General features: G+C 40.3%; 19 protein-coding genes. 4 read left to right on the plus strand and 15 right to left on the minus strand.

The window, feature by feature from the left end:
* Window positions 1-38: 38 nt before the first annotated feature.
* The 15 genes from CDZ88_RS17440 to ctaG all read right to left on the minus strand — a co-directional run bounded on the left by CDZ88_RS17440 (window position 39) and on the right by ctaG (window position 14,020).
* Entirely contained in the window at window positions 39-206 is a 168-nt protein-coding gene (locus tag CDZ88_RS17440; protein WP_157796534.1) for a hypothetical protein, read from the minus strand.
* Window positions 207-208: 2 nt separating this feature from the next.
* Entirely contained in the window at window positions 209-964 is a 756-nt protein-coding gene (locus tag CDZ88_RS10710; RefSeq protein ID WP_100373529.1) for an NAD-dependent epimerase/dehydratase family protein, read from the minus strand.
* A 60-nt stretch (window positions 965-1,024) separates the two neighbouring features.
* Complete coding sequence (locus tag CDZ88_RS10715) at window positions 1,025-1,768, minus strand: alpha/beta hydrolase (protein ID WP_100373530.1); 744 nt, start codon at window positions 1,766-1,768, stop codon at window positions 1,025-1,027.
* Window positions 1,769-1,932: 164 nt separating this feature from the next.
* On the minus strand, window positions 1,933-2,112 hold the full coding sequence (locus CDZ88_RS10720) for a YjzC family protein (RefSeq protein ID WP_100373531.1): 180 nt from the start codon (window positions 2,110-2,112) through the stop codon (window positions 1,933-1,935).
* Window positions 2,113-2,180: 68 nt separating this feature from the next.
* Entirely contained in the window at window positions 2,181-3,134 is a 954-nt protein-coding gene (gene argF, locus CDZ88_RS10725) for an ornithine carbamoyltransferase (RefSeq protein ID WP_100373532.1), read from the minus strand.
* A gap of 26 nt (window positions 3,135-3,160) precedes the next feature.
* Window positions 3,161-6,304: a carbamoyl phosphate synthase large subunit gene (locus CDZ88_RS10730; protein ID WP_100373533.1), complete on the minus strand. Its 3,144-nt coding sequence runs from the start codon at window positions 6,302-6,304 to the stop codon at window positions 3,161-3,163.
* Complete coding sequence (locus tag CDZ88_RS10735) at window positions 6,297-7,373, minus strand: carbamoyl phosphate synthase small subunit (protein WP_100373534.1); 1,077 nt, start codon at window positions 7,371-7,373, stop codon at window positions 6,297-6,299. The genes CDZ88_RS10730 and CDZ88_RS10735 overlap by 8 nt, the downstream gene beginning before the upstream one ends.
* 89 nt (window positions 7,374-7,462) lie before the next feature.
* Entirely contained in the window at window positions 7,463-8,617 is a 1,155-nt protein-coding gene (locus tag CDZ88_RS10740; protein WP_100373535.1) for an acetylornithine transaminase, read from the minus strand.
* Window positions 8,614-9,420, minus strand: coding sequence for an acetylglutamate kinase (argB, locus tag CDZ88_RS10745; RefSeq protein ID WP_442857097.1), 807 nt, complete (start codon window positions 9,418-9,420; stop codon window positions 8,614-8,616). Before argB ends, CDZ88_RS10740 begins: the two co-directional genes overlap by 4 nt.
* Window positions 9,421-9,432: 12 nt before the next feature.
* Window positions 9,433-10,668, minus strand: a complete 1,236-nt coding sequence (argJ, locus tag CDZ88_RS10750; protein WP_100373536.1) for a bifunctional glutamate N-acetyltransferase/amino-acid acetyltransferase ArgJ — start codon at window positions 10,666-10,668, stop codon at window positions 9,433-9,435.
* Between the two features lie 15 nt (window positions 10,669-10,683).
* A complete protein-coding gene (argC, locus tag CDZ88_RS10755) occupies window positions 10,684-11,721 on the minus strand; it encodes an N-acetyl-gamma-glutamyl-phosphate reductase (protein ID WP_100373537.1) in 1,038 nt (345 codons plus the stop codon).
* A 172-nt stretch (window positions 11,722-11,893) separates the two neighbouring features.
* Window positions 11,894-12,199 (minus strand): redoxin domain-containing protein, encoded by a 306-nt coding sequence (locus tag CDZ88_RS10760; protein ID WP_100373538.1) that lies wholly within the window; start codon window positions 12,197-12,199, stop codon window positions 11,894-11,896.
* An 18-nt stretch (window positions 12,200-12,217) separates the two neighbouring features.
* Entirely contained in the window at window positions 12,218-12,418 is a 201-nt protein-coding gene (locus tag CDZ88_RS10765) for a hypothetical protein (protein ID WP_100373539.1), read from the minus strand.
* A 74-nt stretch (window positions 12,419-12,492) separates the two neighbouring features.
* Window positions 12,493-13,083, minus strand: coding sequence for an SCO family protein (locus CDZ88_RS10770; RefSeq protein ID WP_100373540.1), 591 nt, complete (start codon window positions 13,081-13,083; stop codon window positions 12,493-12,495).
* Window positions 13,084-13,102: 19 nt separating this feature from the next.
* Entirely contained in the window at window positions 13,103-14,020 is a 918-nt protein-coding gene (ctaG, locus tag CDZ88_RS10775) for a cytochrome c oxidase assembly factor CtaG (protein WP_100373541.1), read from the minus strand.
* Between the two features lie 145 nt (window positions 14,021-14,165).
* Here ctaG and CDZ88_RS10780 point away from each other — a divergent pair, with 145 nt between their 5' ends.
* From CDZ88_RS10780 to CDZ88_RS10790, 4 genes are all read left to right on the plus strand, one after another.
* Entirely contained in the window at window positions 14,166-14,975 is an 810-nt protein-coding gene (locus CDZ88_RS10780; protein ID WP_100373542.1) for a Cof-type HAD-IIB family hydrolase, read from the plus strand.
* Between the two features lie 69 nt (window positions 14,976-15,044).
* A complete protein-coding gene (locus CDZ88_RS17445; protein WP_157796535.1) occupies window positions 15,045-15,185 on the plus strand; it encodes a hypothetical protein in 141 nt (46 codons plus the stop codon).
* Window positions 15,185-15,412, plus strand: a complete 228-nt coding sequence (locus CDZ88_RS10785; protein WP_100373543.1) for a DUF3813 domain-containing protein — start codon at window positions 15,185-15,187, stop codon at window positions 15,410-15,412. The genes CDZ88_RS17445 and CDZ88_RS10785 overlap by 1 nt, the downstream gene beginning before the upstream one ends.
* A 156-nt stretch (window positions 15,413-15,568) precedes the next feature.
* Window positions 15,569-16,024, plus strand: a complete 456-nt coding sequence (locus CDZ88_RS10790; protein ID WP_100373544.1) for a GNAT family N-acetyltransferase — start codon at window positions 15,569-15,571, stop codon at window positions 16,022-16,024.
* Window positions 16,025-16,049: the final 25 nt, after the last annotated feature.

Here is a 16,049-nt window from a genome sequence, read left to right on the forward strand (position 1 = left end):
CAAGAAAGATGGTCAGCATTGACCATCTTTTTTCTCTATTAACCTTTAACCTTTTGGCGGCGATATATCACTTCTGCAATAATTCCCGCGCTTAAGCCAAGTAGCACATTCACCCCGTCTTGGAAGCCAAAAAGCAGTTGCCCTATAAAAAAGACCGCAATGGTGACAATCGCAAAGATCACTATCCCTACTAAGGATTCCCTCAAAATTAAACCCTACCTTCATTGAACCTTTTTTGCTTCTGCCATTGTTTCACATGTTGATGATAATATGCAAGACCTTCGTCTAATCCTACTTTAGGTATAAATCCTAAAACGGACTTAGCTTCTTTCACGTACTCATCAGATCGCCTAGTCTGATCGGCCGTCGTTTCACTCATTTTAATATCATACAGGGTAGGGAGGTGAATGATTTGATTGTTGATTTTTTTCTGGCCAGCTAAAACCAGTCCTTGAATGGCATCCAATACATACATCGCCTTCTCGTATTCACTATCTTTGAATTCTTTACGTTGCCACGGACCATAAAGATCAGGTACACGCACAATGACATAGGACAACCCCAACTTATCAACAAGTTTCTTCAACTGTGCTTCTAGTATTCGTTTTTGTTTACCAAAATCGGTCTCCATCTCAATCGTCGAAGGGTAGATCACTCTTACATTTTGTGGAAGTCTACACATGAGTTCTTTCAAGATTTCTTTTTCTTCCTCTACTTGCTTAAACTCTTTGTTTGCTAAATGATATACCGTATCTACTCCGTTGAAATTAATCTCTTTAAAAGGCTGTTTATGCAATTGAAAAAGAGCATTTCTCCCTATGCGAAGTTCTTTCTCTTCCTGCTCTTCTTGTGTCGCTTCATCATCAGAATCAATTGCGACAACTTCAATCCCCTCCGACAGAAGATGTTCGCATAAATGAAACCCAATAAACCCTAATGCTCCGGTAACGATTACTCGTCTCACCTGATCCCCTCCTTAAAACCATCCATATGTACTTCCCTCTTAAGACAAGCTCAAAAGGGATTAAAGCTTTTCCTCATGTTTCTTAAAAAAACGAAGGATTGGGGCGACATAGGAAGAATAGTTCTTCCCGTTCCCATGCAAGCTAATTGACGCTTTTTTTCCTACTCTCTCACATGCAATAGAAAAGGGGCGACTATGCTGTTCAAAAGGAAAGCGTTTATTCGTTACATCATGAACAATCTGCATCGGAGGACAAATCATATTCTCAAGATCAATGGTGTTGAAAACCTCAGAAACATCGGTTTGATCCTCATTGATTCCATAGGCCTGTGCAATTTCTTTTCTGAACCTTTTATAATAAAGTTTATTTTGCTTTTCCTGTTTTTCATATACTTCTAAAGATAAACATGGGTTTATAAAGAAAGCCGAGCGAAAGAAGTCTGGTCTTCTTTTCATTAAAGAAAGTGAGACTAGTGCCCCGCTGTTTTCTGATACTACATGGATCCTCTTATTCAACAACGCTTTCTTATAGACCAGATGATACAATTGCTCGATGTAATCAACTGCTCGTTGATTCCCCCAATGCGCTCCAAATAGCTCAGAGGTGAAAATTGTATAACCTTGGTTAATGAGCGATGTAATAAACTGATGTCTTTCTGGATGTTGGTGCCAAATACTCGTATTCTCTTCCACACTCTTAGCGTGATCTCCGATGATTAATACAGCGAAACCATTTGGTCTTTCAGGAAAAAAGAGGACATTTCGCTGGTTTTCTATTGTAAAAAAAGTTTGATCAATCGCCATCTACTCGCCTCTCCCATCCGTTTTTAAGTAATAACTTTTAAACGTCATTTCCTTATTACCCTATGCATATGTCGCTTCATACGGAATGAGACAATCGAAGATATTTTTCTTCAAAAAAAAAGAGAAAGCATCTGAGTTTATTCAGTGCTTTCTCTTCATTTCGATTATGGTTTTTGCTTTTGTGTCCATTTTCGATCATCATTAGTTGTTTCCGGAAAACGTTCTCCTACACTCAGCTTTACGGATTTTGGATTTGTTACCATACTACCAGTCTCCCCGATTTCAACATAGATACCGTTATTCGGTGCTTTTTGACCATGATCAAATTGTCGATTTTGTCCCACAGTTATCCCTCCTTTCTATTTAGAGTTTCCGTTTAAAGGAGGAATCATGAGTTCTGTTCTTAATCTTTTTAAGTGAGTAACGATGTCAATATAGCTTTTTGAACGTGTAAACGATTTTCTGCTTGATCGTAAATGGCAGAATGACCTCCATCAATTACATCAACTGTCACTTCTTCCCCGCGATGAGCTGGTAAACAATGGAGAAATAAATAATCGTCCTTTGCATGGCTTGTTAAGTTTTCATTTACTTGAAATGGTGCAAATGCCTTCTCTCGTTCAGACTGCTCACCTTCATAGCCCATGCTTGCCCACACATCGGTGTAAATCACATCAGCTTGTTCACATGCATGAACAGGATCGTTTGTTTCTGTTAACAAAGCCCCTGTTTCCTCTGCTGCATTTTTTGCTGCCGCAAAAATTCCCGCATCAACCTCATAGCCTTTTGGTGTCGCGACAACAACATCCATTCCTGTCTTTGCTCCAGCTATAAGTAATGAATGGGCGACGTTATTTCCATCTCCAACATAAGCTAGTTTCAACTTCTCCTGTGTTGGTTTGTATTCTTTGATTGTGAGGAGGTCTGCTAATGCCTGACATGGGTGATACGCATCGGTTAAAGCATTGATGACAGGTACGTCTGCGTTTGCAGCTAATTCTTCAACCATATCATGAGAGTTCGTACGAATCATGATCGCATCAACATAACGTGAGAGCACCTTTGCTGTATCCTTTATCGGCTCGCCTCTCCCAATTTGTAAATCACGCGGACTCAAGAACAAGGCATGACCACCTAATTGCGTCATCCCTACCTCAAATGAGACACGCGTACGAGTTGAAGCATTTTCAAAAATCATACCAAGAGATTTTCCTTTTAATATCGGTTCGTGGTCATGATCTTTAGCCTTTTGTTTTATTTCAGCCGCTACACGAAGTAACTCTTTTACTTCTTTTGGTGCGTAATCCAACAACGTCAAAAAGTCTCTTCCCGTTAAGCTGACGTGCTTTTTTATCGTCTGTTTCATCAAGTAATCCCTACTTCCAAATTTTTTTAAACGAGTAGCTTAGCTTGCTTTCTCCACTCCTCAATAGATAACAATTGGTTCGTTGTACATTGTTTTCCTTTTAGCATTGCTTCTAATGTTGTTAGTTCTGTCATAACTGTAATCCGTTGTTTTAGAGCTTCAATTCTCTTCTTTTTTCCGTTTTTAAATCCACGCTTTGGAATACTGACAAGGAGGGCTGCGTCAGCTGTCTCTACCCAAGTGTCAAAATCATTCTCAACGACCTGAAAGCCAGCGTCTACTAGTTGCTTTTTATAAGGAATGCATGCAGTGTGATACGTTGAATCAATATCAAGATAGACGGTTCCAGCCGATGTGTTTGATGATGTAAACCGTTGGTCAACGGAAGCAAATGCCTTACTAAATGCTTCAGCAATGGAAGAACTTATACTGATCAACTCACCTGTTGATTTCATTTCTGCCTCTAAAATCGGATCAACGCCTGGAAGTTTCTGATACGAAAAAACAGGTGCTTTCACGGTATAAAATGAAGGTGTAGGTGCATATCCTGTCTTACCTATAAGAGCAGGAAGTGACTGACCCAGTAACAATCTCACCGTGTAATCAATCAGTGGTTCACCATTTATTTTACTTAAAATCGGAACGGTTCTAGATGCTCTTGGATTGACTTCAATGACATATAGCTCTTCTTTATAAAACACAAATTGTACATTAAACAGACCACGAAGATCCATTCCTCTTGCCATTTTCTCTGTGTAGTAGAGAACTTGTTTCTTGATCTGGTCCGATATCGAATAGGGCGGAGTGACCGCTAAACTATCTCCTGAATGGACTCCTGCTTTTTCAATTTGTTCAAATAACCCTGCGATATAGACATTCTCACCATCTGTCAACACATCAACTTCTAGCTCGACGCCTGGATAATAAGCATCAATTAAAAGTGGGAACGTTAGATGATGAGTCAATTCAAACAATTCACTTAACTCCTCAGTTGAATTTGCGACGACCATCCCTTGCCCACCAATCACATAAGATGGCCTAATAAGAACAGGGAAACCAATGTCTAACGCTTTTTGTTGTGCCTCTTCAATATTCATAACTGTTACACCTGGAATATGTGGTACCTCTATCTCATTCATAAACTGATAAAACTGGCCACGATCTTCTAATAAATCAATCGTTTCTGTAGATGTGCCAAAAATGTGAATGCCTGCTTGTTCGAGACCTTTAACTAATGAGATCGCCGTTTGACCTCCAAGCCCCACAACAACTCCCTCAGGCTGTTCAAGCTCAATAATGTTTACCACGTCTTCGACCGTTAATGGTTCAAAGTATAAACGATCCGCTGTTGCGTAATCAGTGCTCACTGTTTCAGGATTATTATTAATAATAATCGCCTCATAGCCAAGTTTGTGTAGACTTATTGCCCCATGAACCGAACAATAATCAAACTCGATGCCTTGACCAATCCTTATCGGTCCAGACCCTAAAATGACAATCTTCTTTTTATCTGTTGATACTTCAACATCCGATTCACCGCTCCAACTTGAATAGTAGTATGAAGTAGCTGCAGTGAATTCACCAGCACAGGTATCGACCATTTTATAGCGAGGTAGAATGCCTAACTGTATCCGTTTGTCTTTCACCAGATTCTCTGAAACATTCCATTCTTTCGCTAACCAGTGATCTTGGAATCCATACACCTTGTATGTTGTTAATTTTTCAATTGTAACGGAATTCAGACGCTCGCTTGTGATCTCTTGTTCCAATGTGACAAGCTTATGAAATGCATGTAAGAAGTACTGATTGATCTGTGTCTGATCATGGATCAATTTAAGCGCTGTCCCACGTCGCATGAGTTCCATGATGGCGAAAAAACGACGATCATCAGCACGAACAACAAGGTCCCACAGTTCGGTTTCTCGCCAACCCTCTAAGCTAAGCAGTCGTAGTCCATCGACTTTTATTTCAAGGGAACGAACCGCTTTTTGGATCGCTGCTTCGATGTTCCGTTCAATCGCCATCACTTCCCCCGTCGCTTTCATTTGAGTTCCAAGAGTACGGTCAGCGTGGACAAGCTTATCGAATGGCCAACGTGGAAACTTTACAACGACATAGTCAAGAGCAGGCTCGAAACTTGCATATGTATGGCCTGTCACTGGATTAATCAATTCATGCAAAAGATAGCCCATGCTAAGTTTGGCAGCGATACGAGCGATTGGATATCCTGTTGCTTTTGATGCAAGAGCTGAAGACCTGCTTACACGAGGATTGACTTCAATTAAGTAATAAGTTTTGCTCTTTGGATCTAATGCAAATTGAATATTGCATCCACCGACAATACCTAATGCCCGTATGATTTTTATAGAAACTGAACGAAGCATTTGATACTCCACATCTGTTAACGTCTGCGATGGTGCAACGACGATGGAATCGCCCGTGTGAATGCCTACAGGATCAATGTTTTCCATGTTACATATTGTGATGCACGTATCATTCTCATCACGCATGACTTCATATTCAATTTCTTTAAACCCAGCTATGCTTTTCTCAATAAGACATTGACTAATCGGACTCTGAGCTAGCCCCCCTTTTACAATTGTCATTAACTCTGTTTTCGTTTCTGCAATGCCTCCACCAGCACCACCTAATGTATAGGCTGGACGCACAATAATCGGGTACCCTACTTTTTCAGCGAATTGAACCGCTCCATCAATCGTTTGAACAATGTCACTATCTGGGACAGGCTCAGCTAATTCATTCATCAGCGCGCGGAACGCTTCCCGATCTTCGCCTTTTTTGATTGATTCAATCGGAGTCCCAAGCAATTCCACCCCACAAGCCGCTAAAATTCCTTGGTCATTAAGAGCTAGTGCCAAATTTAACCCTGTTTGCCCTCCTAATGTAGCGAGGAGTCCATCCGGCTGCTCTTTTTTAATGATCCGCTCTACACTTTCTACGGTCAAAGGTTCAAAATAGACCACATCTGCACATGATTCATCCGTCATCACTGTTGCTGGGTTATTGTTCACTAAGATGACTTTGATCCCTTCTTCTTTTAATGCAAGACAAGCTTGAGTTCCTGCATAATCAAACTCGGCTGCTTGACCAATAACGATTGGACCTGAACCAATGACTAGGACTGATTGAATATGTTCGTGTTTAGGCATATGTCACTCTCTCCTTCTTCTCTACCAACTCCATAAAATCATTGAAAAAATGAGCACTATCACTCGGACCAGGATGTGCTTCTGGATGAAACTGTAACGTCATAATCGGTAAATCCACATGCATGAGACCCTCTATTGATCCATCATTGATATTTTTAAAGGCCGGCTTAAATCCCGTAAGTTCTAATGACTCTTCACAGACGACATAACTATGATTTTGAGATGTCATGTACACCTTATTTGTCGTCGACTCAAGCACAGGCTGATTGGACCCACGATGACCAAAGCGTAATTTTTCAGTATCTGCTCCGTAAGCTAGAGCTAACAGTTGGTGCCCTAGACAAATCCCAAGTGTCGGGTAGGCCATCGATAACTCTTTAATCATCGGCAAAAGATGCACTAGTTTTTTGGGGTTTCCAGGCCCATTCGATAACAGGAGTCCATCCGGCTTTAGTGCGTGAATCTCTTCCAACGTTGAATGATAAGGCATGACCGTTACTTGACATCCTTGTTCAAGTAACTGGTCGACGATCGACTTTTTGTAGCCAAAATCCAATAGTGCTACATGGGGCCCAGATCCTTCAAATGTGAGAGGCTCATCAACAGAGACCTCAGATACAACATCTTCATCTGCTAATGCAGGGACCTCGTTAAAATCAACAAGTTCTGGCTCAGTCGTTAGCACAGCTCTCATGTCTCCTTTTTCTCGAATACGCTTCACAATCGCTCTCGTATCTACCCCTGATAAAAGAGGAATGTCGTTATTTTCGCACGACTCACTCAGTGATTCTGACTTATCATAATGATAGCCATCTTCACTCAATTGATGAACAATTAGGGCTGAAACTTTAGAAAAAGAACTCTCGTTATCTGTTAAATTCACACCGTAATTTCCTATTAACGGATACGTAAACACAACCATTTGTCCTTTAAATGATGGGTCGGTCATAACCTCCTGATAACCTGTCATCCCAGTAAAAAATACGATCTCTCCATACACTTGTTTTTGTTTCCCTCTCAGTTCTCCCTCAAAAATCTCACCGGTTTCAAGTACGATGTACCCTCTCATGAGATCCCTCCATTCAAAACGAATTATTATTCTAGTTATAGTATTTTTATGCATTTGTGTGTTTAAAAAAAGACCCTTCCCTGACTCTTTTACATCGCTACTTTTTTCTTTTCAAAAACATTCTTTATCATCAGAAAAGCTTTTTCTAACTGATGATCTGAGACAATGAGTGGTGGTAACAGTCTAATGACAGTCGGCCCCGCAGAAAGAACTAGCAATCCTGCATTTCGTAATGTAGAGAGAATTGGTGCGACTTCATGCTTACACTCTATTCCGATCATCAATCCCATTCCACGTACTTCGATGATCTCATCTACTTCGTTTGCGAACTGACTCAACTGTTTGATGAACCAATCGCCTTTATTTTGAACATCTTGTAAGAGGTTTGTTTCGAAAATCTCTGTCAGAACGGCAAGAACAGCCGCCATTGCTAACGGATTACCTCCAAAAGTTGATCCATGGCTACCTGGTTGAAAATACGCCGCTAATTCCTTCTTCCCGAGCATTGCCCCTACCGGAAAACCGTTGCCAAGTCCTTTAGCTAGTGTAATAATATCTGGGGATAATCCGTAATGCTCATAGGCAAACTTTGTGCCTGTTCGCCCGATCCCAGTTTGCACCTCATCAACAATTAATAGACAGTTATACTCATCACATAAGCGTTGTAATTCATAGGCGAAAGCATCTGTCATTGGTTTCACTCCACCCTCACCTTGGATGACTTCGACCATAATCGCTGCTACATCGGATGTGACTGCCTCCTTCAACGCCTCTACATCATTAAAAGGTAAGTACGAGAACTCCGCTAAAAGAGGTCCGAATCCCTCATGCACTTTCTTTTGACCCGTTGCAGACATACTTCCTAGTGTTCGACCATGAAAAGATTGTTGAAAAGAAATTATCTTATGTTTTCCCGTTGCTTTTCTTGCTAGCTTAATGGCTGCTTCGTTCGCTTCAGCTCCACTGTTACAGAAGAAAGCATGATCGCACACACTATGCTCCGTTAAAATCTTTGCTACTTTTTCCTGAGCTTCAATATGAAAGAGATTGGAAACATGCCAAAGTTTATCGACTTGCTCTTTCACCGCTTCATTGACAGCAGGATGACAATGACCGAGATTGCATACAGCGATTCCGGCTATAAAATCTAAATACTCTTTTCCAGATCGATCAATTAGAACAGCTCCTTCTCCTTTTATTGGTTCGATCTCCCATCTTGCATATGTAGGAAATAATGCACTCATACTCTTCCTCCTTGGACAACTTTACTGTTGAACCGTTTTGTTGTTGCAACAATTTTCGTTCCGAGCATTTCCCCATTTGCAAACAACATATTACTTTTTCCGTTCATTATGACCACTGTCTCCATTTGTCCAGTTAAGCTTTTTAGTGCGGCTGTCACCTTTGGAATCATTCCGCCATGAATGGTTCCATCCACTAACCATGTATCGATCTGTTCTTTTGATATTACTTTCACAGGTTCACCATCTTTTAAAATACCATCTACATCAGTGACGAAGACTAGTTGACTTGCCCCAAGCGAATTTGCCACTGCTGCCGCTGCATGATCCGCATTGACATTGTAATGCTGACCTTCTACGCTTGTTGCGATCGATGCGATAATAGGCATATATCCAGCTTGCAGTAATGTGTGTAGTAAATGATCATTCACTTTTACTGGCTCTCCGACAAACCCTAACTTAGATAGGTCAATCGGTTTGGCCATGAGTAAGTTACCATCGCATCCTGATAGACCAATCGCTTTTGCACCTGCTAATTGAATCGATGTCACTAGCTGCTTATTTACCTTTCCACACAGCACCATTTCAACCGTTTCTAGTACCTCTTTTGTTGTTTTACGTAGACCATTTATAAACGTTGATTCCACTTTTAATTGGTGGAGAACTTGGTTAATATGTGGCCCACCCCCGTGAACAAGAACAACATATTTTCCTAGTTTCCAAAGCTCGACCATCGCCTCGTAAAAGGCTGGTGAAAGTTCGTTTAATGTACTACCTCCGCATTTTATGACGATTATCTCTTTCAAAATGCACCCTCCTTACGTGCGGTACCCCGCATTAATTCGGACATAATCATAAGTGAGATCGCATCCCCATGCACGACCACTCCCCGTTCCTACATGAAGGTCCACAGATATAACGACTGTGTCATTGTTTTTCATATAATTCGTTGCTTCTTCTTCCGAGAAAGGTAATGGACTACTCGATGTTAGCGTTTGAATTGGTCCAATCGCTATATCAATTTCCTCAGGGTCCACAAGACATTCACTATATCCAATCGCACAAATAATTCGTCCCCAGTTGGCATCTGTCCCATAAACTGCCGATTTCACAAGATCAGATCCGACAATTTGCTTAGCAACCATCCCCGCCTCTTGATCATTCTTAGCCCCTCTTACTTGAACTTCAATTAACTTACTCGCACCCTCTCCATCACGAGCGATCGCTTTCGCAAGGTCTTCACACGCTAACGTTAAGGCTTGATAAAAAATATCCCAATCTGGATGCTCTGGTGTCAATAGGTCATGTTCGGCTAAGCCTGAAGCCATCACGACAACCATATCATTTGTTGAGGTGTCACCATCAACTGTAATCTGATTAAATGTTTTATTCGTAATCGATGATAATGCCGCTTGCAAAATATTTGGTTCAATTCTAGCATCTGTTGTCACAAAAGATAGCATCGTAGCCATATTGGGATGGATCATTCCCGATCCTTTCGCTACTCCACCAATCGTTATTTTTTCACCATCAACGATTGCTTCATAACACGTATGCTTTTGCATTGTATCTGTTGTCATAATCGCTTGATTAAATGAACTAGCTCCGTCAAGCATTGAATCGAGTTCGAGTCTTTCAATGCCACTCGAAATTTTATCCATTTGTAAAAATTCCCCTATGACCCCTGTTGATGTGATAGCAACATGATGTTCAGCTATGTCGAACTGAAGCGCTGAGAGTCGACGCATTTCATACGCATCCATCAACCCTTTTTTACCAGTACAAGCATTGGCATTTCCGCTGTTGACAACAAGCGCTTGAATTTTACCTTCTTTTTCAATGCTTTCCTGCGTTACCTTCAAAGGTGGAGCCTGCATTTTATTTAATGTATAAACAGCTGCCGCACTTGCAGGAACATCACATAAAATCGCGCCTAAATCATTTCGTTTCCGTTTCACCCCCGTGTGAATACCAATTGCCTGAAAACCTGTTGGACTGGTAATACTTCCTCCTTTTACTTTCGTAATAGATAATGTCTGACTTATCGTACTCATCTGTTCCACCCCTTCCTACGGATAAACTGGTACAAACTTAAGTCCTGTTGATTCTTCCCACCCATTCATCACATTCCAGTTTTGTATCGCTTGACCTGAAGCTCCTTTTACTACATTGTCAATGACTGAAACCACTGTGATCCTTCCTGTGCGCTCATCGTAAGTCACCCCAATATCACAGAAGTTGCTCCCATACACTTCTTTCGTAGCTGGATAGGAACCAATAGGTCTCACTCGTACAAAATAGCAATCTTTGTATTTATTTTCATAGAGTTCGCGTAGCTGTTCTTCTGTCATTGTTTGATTAGCCTTTGCATAAATCGTTGCCATAATCCCACGGACCATTGGAACTAAATGTGGCTGAAACGTAACGGGGCTCTTCTCATCCGTCCACTCATTTAATACTTGCTCAATCTCTGGCACATGTTTATGTGTATTCACTTGATACGCTTTAAAGTTTTCGTTCATTTCACTAAAGTGAGTGATCGCACTAGGCGTTCTGCCAGCTCCGGACGTTCCTGATTTTGCATCAATGATGATTGATTCTAGATCAATGATACCTGCTTTCACTAAGGGGGCTAACCCTAGTAAAATTGCGGTCGGAAAACATCCAGGATTGGCAATGATAGAAGCTTCGGCAATCGCCTCACGGTTCCATTCAGTTAATCCATATTGTGCTTGATTGATCAGTTCGATAGGAGCGGCTTTACGTTTATACCAAGCTTCATACGCTGTGGGGTCAGTAAGCCTTAAGTCTCCTGATAAATCAATAATTTGCACACCACCGCGCGCAAGGTCCTCTGATAATGCACTTGATACACCAGGAGGGGTCGCAAGAAATACAACGTCCACTTCTTTAACAATCTGTGCGACATTTACATCTTCTAATGGCTGTTCAAAAATCGTCGACAGATGAGGATATGATTCATGAATATGCATGCCTTGTTGAGAAGACGTATATACCTTCAATTCACTTTTATAAGGGTGTTGCCATAATAACCGCAACAAATCTGCTCCTCCGTATCCACTTGCACCAATAATTCCTACCTTCACGATCAACTCTCTCCGTTTCGCATTCATTTTTTTATCTTGTTACCCATTATAAATATGAATAAAAATAAATTCAACTGTATTTTTATTTTATTTTATAATTATCTAATAATTCACTATTCTATCTTTGTTTGCACAAAAATAAACGCGACAAATTGTCGCGTTTACATGATGCCTATTCTTCCATTTTCTCGATAATTCTTTCTACGGTTTGATCGATTTGATCACCCCATAAATCATTGATCTCATGATACACGTACGTACCGTTTTCATCTAAAATACTAACACCACGATAAGACATTTCGTCATTTTTCATGTTCACTTGATCTAGCACGTTAAATTCTGAATCAGTTAAAAATGAATACGTAAATGCCCCTGCTTCTTTTAATCGTTTATGATTATCTGGCGTATCGACACTAATCGCATAAATATCAGCATCTATCTCTTCAAATAAATGAAGGTTCTCCTGCAACTGGACCAGTTGCTGTTGGCAAAGTCCTCAACCAACCTCAGTGAAATGGAATAAAATTGTTGCTCGATCTTTGTTGGATAGTGTAACGGTTTCGTTTTCTTCATTTACTAAACTAACTTCCCCCGTCGGTTCATCTTGATCATTTGAACCACATGCTGATAGCACAACAAGCATCGCGATCGCACTAAGGAATAGATAAAATAGCTTTTGATTAAGTAATCTCTGCATGTATAGTCACCTCGTTTCAAACGCCTCTAATAGTAAGTGTAGAAAATGATTCCAAAAAGGTCAACGAATCTGTCTTATTGAACCGCCGACTTTAAGTCAGCTAAAATGTCTGTTTGATCACTTTTTAACCCATCATACTGCCTCACGACTTGTCCTTCTGGGTCTACTAAATAAAAACGTGTGCTGTGCATGATGTCATCTTCCTCTTCGACTGGTAGAACAGTTGTCGCAAATGCTTCTTTCGCAAATTCGATCATTTCCTCTTGTTCATACCCTGTAAGGAAGTGCCAATAATTAAAATCGGCCCCAACATTCGAACCATATGAGTGAAGGACTTCTGGGGTGTCTTGTTTTGGGTCCACTGTAAACGAAATAAATTTCATCTCATCCCCTTCTTCAATCATCGCGTTATGCAAACTTCTCATATTCGGGGTCATCGTTGGACATACAGAGGGACATTGAGTAAAGATCATATTCGCTAACCAGTAGCTACCTTCTAATTCATCAGATCCAAAAGCTTGTGAATCTTGGTTTACAAACTCGAAATCAGGAACAAACAGATCAGCCGCTGATATATCATAATCGGAACTCTCTCCTACACCATATAACCAACCGCAGCCTGATAAAACAAACATACTTACAAGTAGCACAATCCATTTCTTCATCGAGTTACTCCTCTTTCCCTTACGATTTCATAACAGGAATATCGCTAATTGTTAACTCCCCGTCCTGTTGCTTTTCTTTTTTTAACCACTGTTTAAATACATAACCAATCGTAAATCCGTACGTAATTTCTTGCATAATTTTCATGAGTACTCCTGCTAGTTGTTGATCCATTCGTGTTTCAAGAAAGGCAAAGGAATCAGGCCCACTAAAAACAGACATTGGCACACTCGCACCAGCAGGAAGGCAATAAGCCATAACCGAAGCCCAAATCGCTGGGTCAGTATACGTTTGGTATAGTGGCTCAGGGGCAAAGATTATTAATGCACAAGCTGGAGTAATTAAGATCCCATTGGCAAAAATATAGCCAATTCGTCTCAAATCGGATAACTGAGAAGTAGACGGCACAGGTGCAAGCATATGCCACCACATTAAAACGGATGCAAAGAACAATAACTGCTGATACCCACTATGCAGAAGTTCAGATTGCATAAGCGTGTCAAACATAAATGGGACATGATACAATGAAAACAAACCATTGAATAGGAATAAAGCCACAATCGGACTCCATACAAACTTTCCAACACGGCCAATCAATGTCTGCTTACATTTATCAATGAGTGTTGTAAATACCCATGTCGGTGTTCCGAGTAATAACAGTGGTGTGGCCACAAAATAGGCAAAAACCATCTGTGTCATATGGAAAGTTATCATAATGTGACCCGCTACATACAGTGGACTTCCCCAACCAATATAAAGCGCACCTAGACCTAACATAAAATAAATCTTTTTCTTCAAAGGGACAGGATCTGACTTTTTAAAGTGAACACGTCCAGTTGATGTCATATAAAGGTAAACCGCCGCCAAGACTAAAAGAATAATGATTAATTCTGGTGTCCATAACGCACGAAAACTAAAGTTTTCAAATAAGACTTCCATACTGCTGTTTGCCTCCCTTGTGGAGATATTGATGTGTATCTGTTATAGACTACATGAATACTATATCATAAAATAACAGTGATTTTTTTGGCGGAATAAGGACATTTTGTTACCTATTTTCATTACAAATAAGGAGATCTAACTCATGACAAATCGACACTTAATTGCACTTGATCTTGACGGAACATTATTAACGGATAAAAAGACAATTTCAGAACGTTCAAAACAGGTGATACATAAAGCAAGGCAAGCTGGACACATTGTTGTTATCTCAACAGGACGACCGTATCGGGCAAGTATGCAATATTACCGTGAGCTCCAACTTGATACTGCGATCGTCAATTTTAATGGGGCATTTGTTCATCATCCCCACGATCGAAGCTTTGGTACACATCACTCTCCGCTTGACCTGCCTACTGCTAAGAATGTGATCGAAACATGTGAAGCATTTGATGTAAGCAATATTATGGTCGAAGTGATTGATGATTATTACTTGCAATATTATGATGAAGTCTTTGTTGATACATTTACAGCAGGGACGAATCCAGTTGATTACGGGAACCTTCTCCATATCTTAAAAGATGATCCAACAGCGATTCTCATTCATCCAAACGAAACAAATGAAGAACAATTACGCAACCTCATAAAAGATGCCCATGCAGAAGCGATTGATCAACGTTCATGGGGTGCACCTTTTAATGTGATCGAAATCGTTAAGGCGGGAATGAATAAAGCGGTCGGTTTAAAGAAAGTTTCAGACTTCTATGACATTCCACGCGAGCGTATTATTGCGTTCGGTGACGAGGATAACGACCTAGAGATGATTGAGTATGCAGGGAAAGGAATCGCGATGGGCAATGGCATTAAAGAGTTAAAGCAATTAGCCAATTTCACAACAAAAACAAATGAAGAAGATGGGATTGCCCTCTACTTAGAAGAAGCGTTAAATCTTTAGATCATGAATGATGTCAGCCTTCTTTGGACAAATTACAATTGTATGTAAAATTCCAAAGGAGCGATGATGATGAGTAAACATTCCCGTTCAAAACGTGCTACTCAACAAGGCAAAGATGCTGTTCAACCAGCCAATGAAACAGAAGGATTAGCTACGTTGAAAACTCAGTCAAACACCGAATCAAAAAGACAAAGACGAGGTGATTGTTAATGGGTAATATGCATTATCAACAAGCTCGTGAGGCAGTAGCTCGTGCTGAACTTCTAGCTATGGCTGCTGAAACTGATATTCAACGTGAAGCTGTTCAAAGAGAAATTGGCCGTGCAAAAAACGCACTAAATTCAGCTTTTCACCAATCTACACCTGCTGAACAAGAGCAACTTGGCGAGATGCAATCCCAATTGCACAACATTACATCTATGGGACAGTTTGAATAGAAAAACGATTATAATCTAGTTGAGAAGAGCGTATATGCCTACGCTCTTTTTTTATTGAACACATTGATTTAACAAACAAATCTACTACTCTCCCTGAATTATTTATGTTACGCTAGAATGGTCACACACGTATAAATGTGTAGGGGGAGCAGAAACATGGTCAAGGTTTTTGAAATTTCAAAAGATGCAGATGAAGTATTACAACATCGTATTGCCGATTTACTAATGGGACAAATGGAATCAGTATGGGCTCCTAACCCTTATGAGCAATTACTTTCTTCTATTAAACTCGCTTTAAAGGAAGGTTCACAAGCTCATATATTTGTTGCCGAAAAAGATGAAACATTAGTTGGTGCCGCCTTTTTTAATGTGGGCATTAGCATAGACAAAGGTGGTCATTACATTTGGCTGAATGACTTGTTTGTTCATAAAGAGCATCGCAATCAAGGGATTGCTAAAAAACTTCTACTTCAAATTATTTATTGGGCAGAGAATGAGAAAATAAAAGGGATAGAGCTTGAAACCGGTATTAATAATGAAGCAACAAAAGCCTTGTACAATTCGTTAGGTTTTTATGATATTGTCTCAAAACGATATGGCTTTAGATTCTAAACTGATAGGAGATTGAATCCTATCA

Origin of the sequence: Bacillus sp. FJAT-45037 (genome assembly GCF_002797325.1) — a bacterium.
In the GTDB taxonomy this organism is placed as follows: Bacteria; Bacillota; Bacilli; order Bacillales; family Bacillaceae_D; genus Alkalihalophilus.

Coding starts and splice junctions, on each gene's coding strand:
- CDZ88_RS10790 (WP_100373544.1), top strand. CDS start 15,569: ATGGTCAAGGTTTTTGAAATTTCAAAAGATGCAGATGAAGTATTACAA.
- CDZ88_RS17445 (WP_157796535.1), top strand. CDS start 15,045: ATGAGTAAACATTCCCGTTCAAAACGTGCTACTCAACAAGGCAAAGAT.
- CDZ88_RS10735 (WP_100373534.1), bottom strand. CDS start 7,373: ATGAGAGGGTACATCGTACTTGAAACCGGTGAGATTTTTGAGGGAGAA.
- CDZ88_RS10730 (WP_100373533.1), bottom strand. CDS start 6,304: ATGCCTAAACACGAACATATTCAATCAGTCCTAGTCATTGGTTCAGGT.
- argF (WP_100373532.1), bottom strand. CDS start 3,134: ATGAAACAGACGATAAAAAAGCACGTCAGCTTAACGGGAAGAGACTTT.
- CDZ88_RS10715 (WP_100373530.1), bottom strand. CDS start 1,768: ATGGCGATTGATCAAACTTTTTTTACAATAGAAAACCAGCGAAATGTC.
- CDZ88_RS10740 (WP_100373535.1), bottom strand. CDS start 8,617: ATGAGTGCATTATTTCCTACATATGCAAGATGGGAGATCGAACCAATA.
- CDZ88_RS10785 (WP_100373543.1), top strand. CDS start 15,185: ATGGGTAATATGCATTATCAACAAGCTCGTGAGGCAGTAGCTCGTGCT.
- CDZ88_RS10765 (WP_100373539.1), bottom strand. CDS start 12,418: ATGCAGAGATTACTTAATCAAAAGCTATTTTATCTATTCCTTAGTGCG.
- argJ (WP_100373536.1), bottom strand. CDS start 10,668: ATGAGTACGATAAGTCAGACATTATCTATTACGAAAGTAAAAGGAGGA.
- CDZ88_RS10770 (WP_100373540.1), bottom strand. CDS start 13,083: ATGAAGAAATGGATTGTGCTACTTGTAAGTATGTTTGTTTTATCAGGC.
- ctaG (WP_100373541.1), bottom strand. CDS start 14,020: ATGGAAGTCTTATTTGAAAACTTTAGTTTTCGTGCGTTATGGACACCA.
- CDZ88_RS10780 (WP_100373542.1), top strand. CDS start 14,166: ATGACAAATCGACACTTAATTGCACTTGATCTTGACGGAACATTATTA.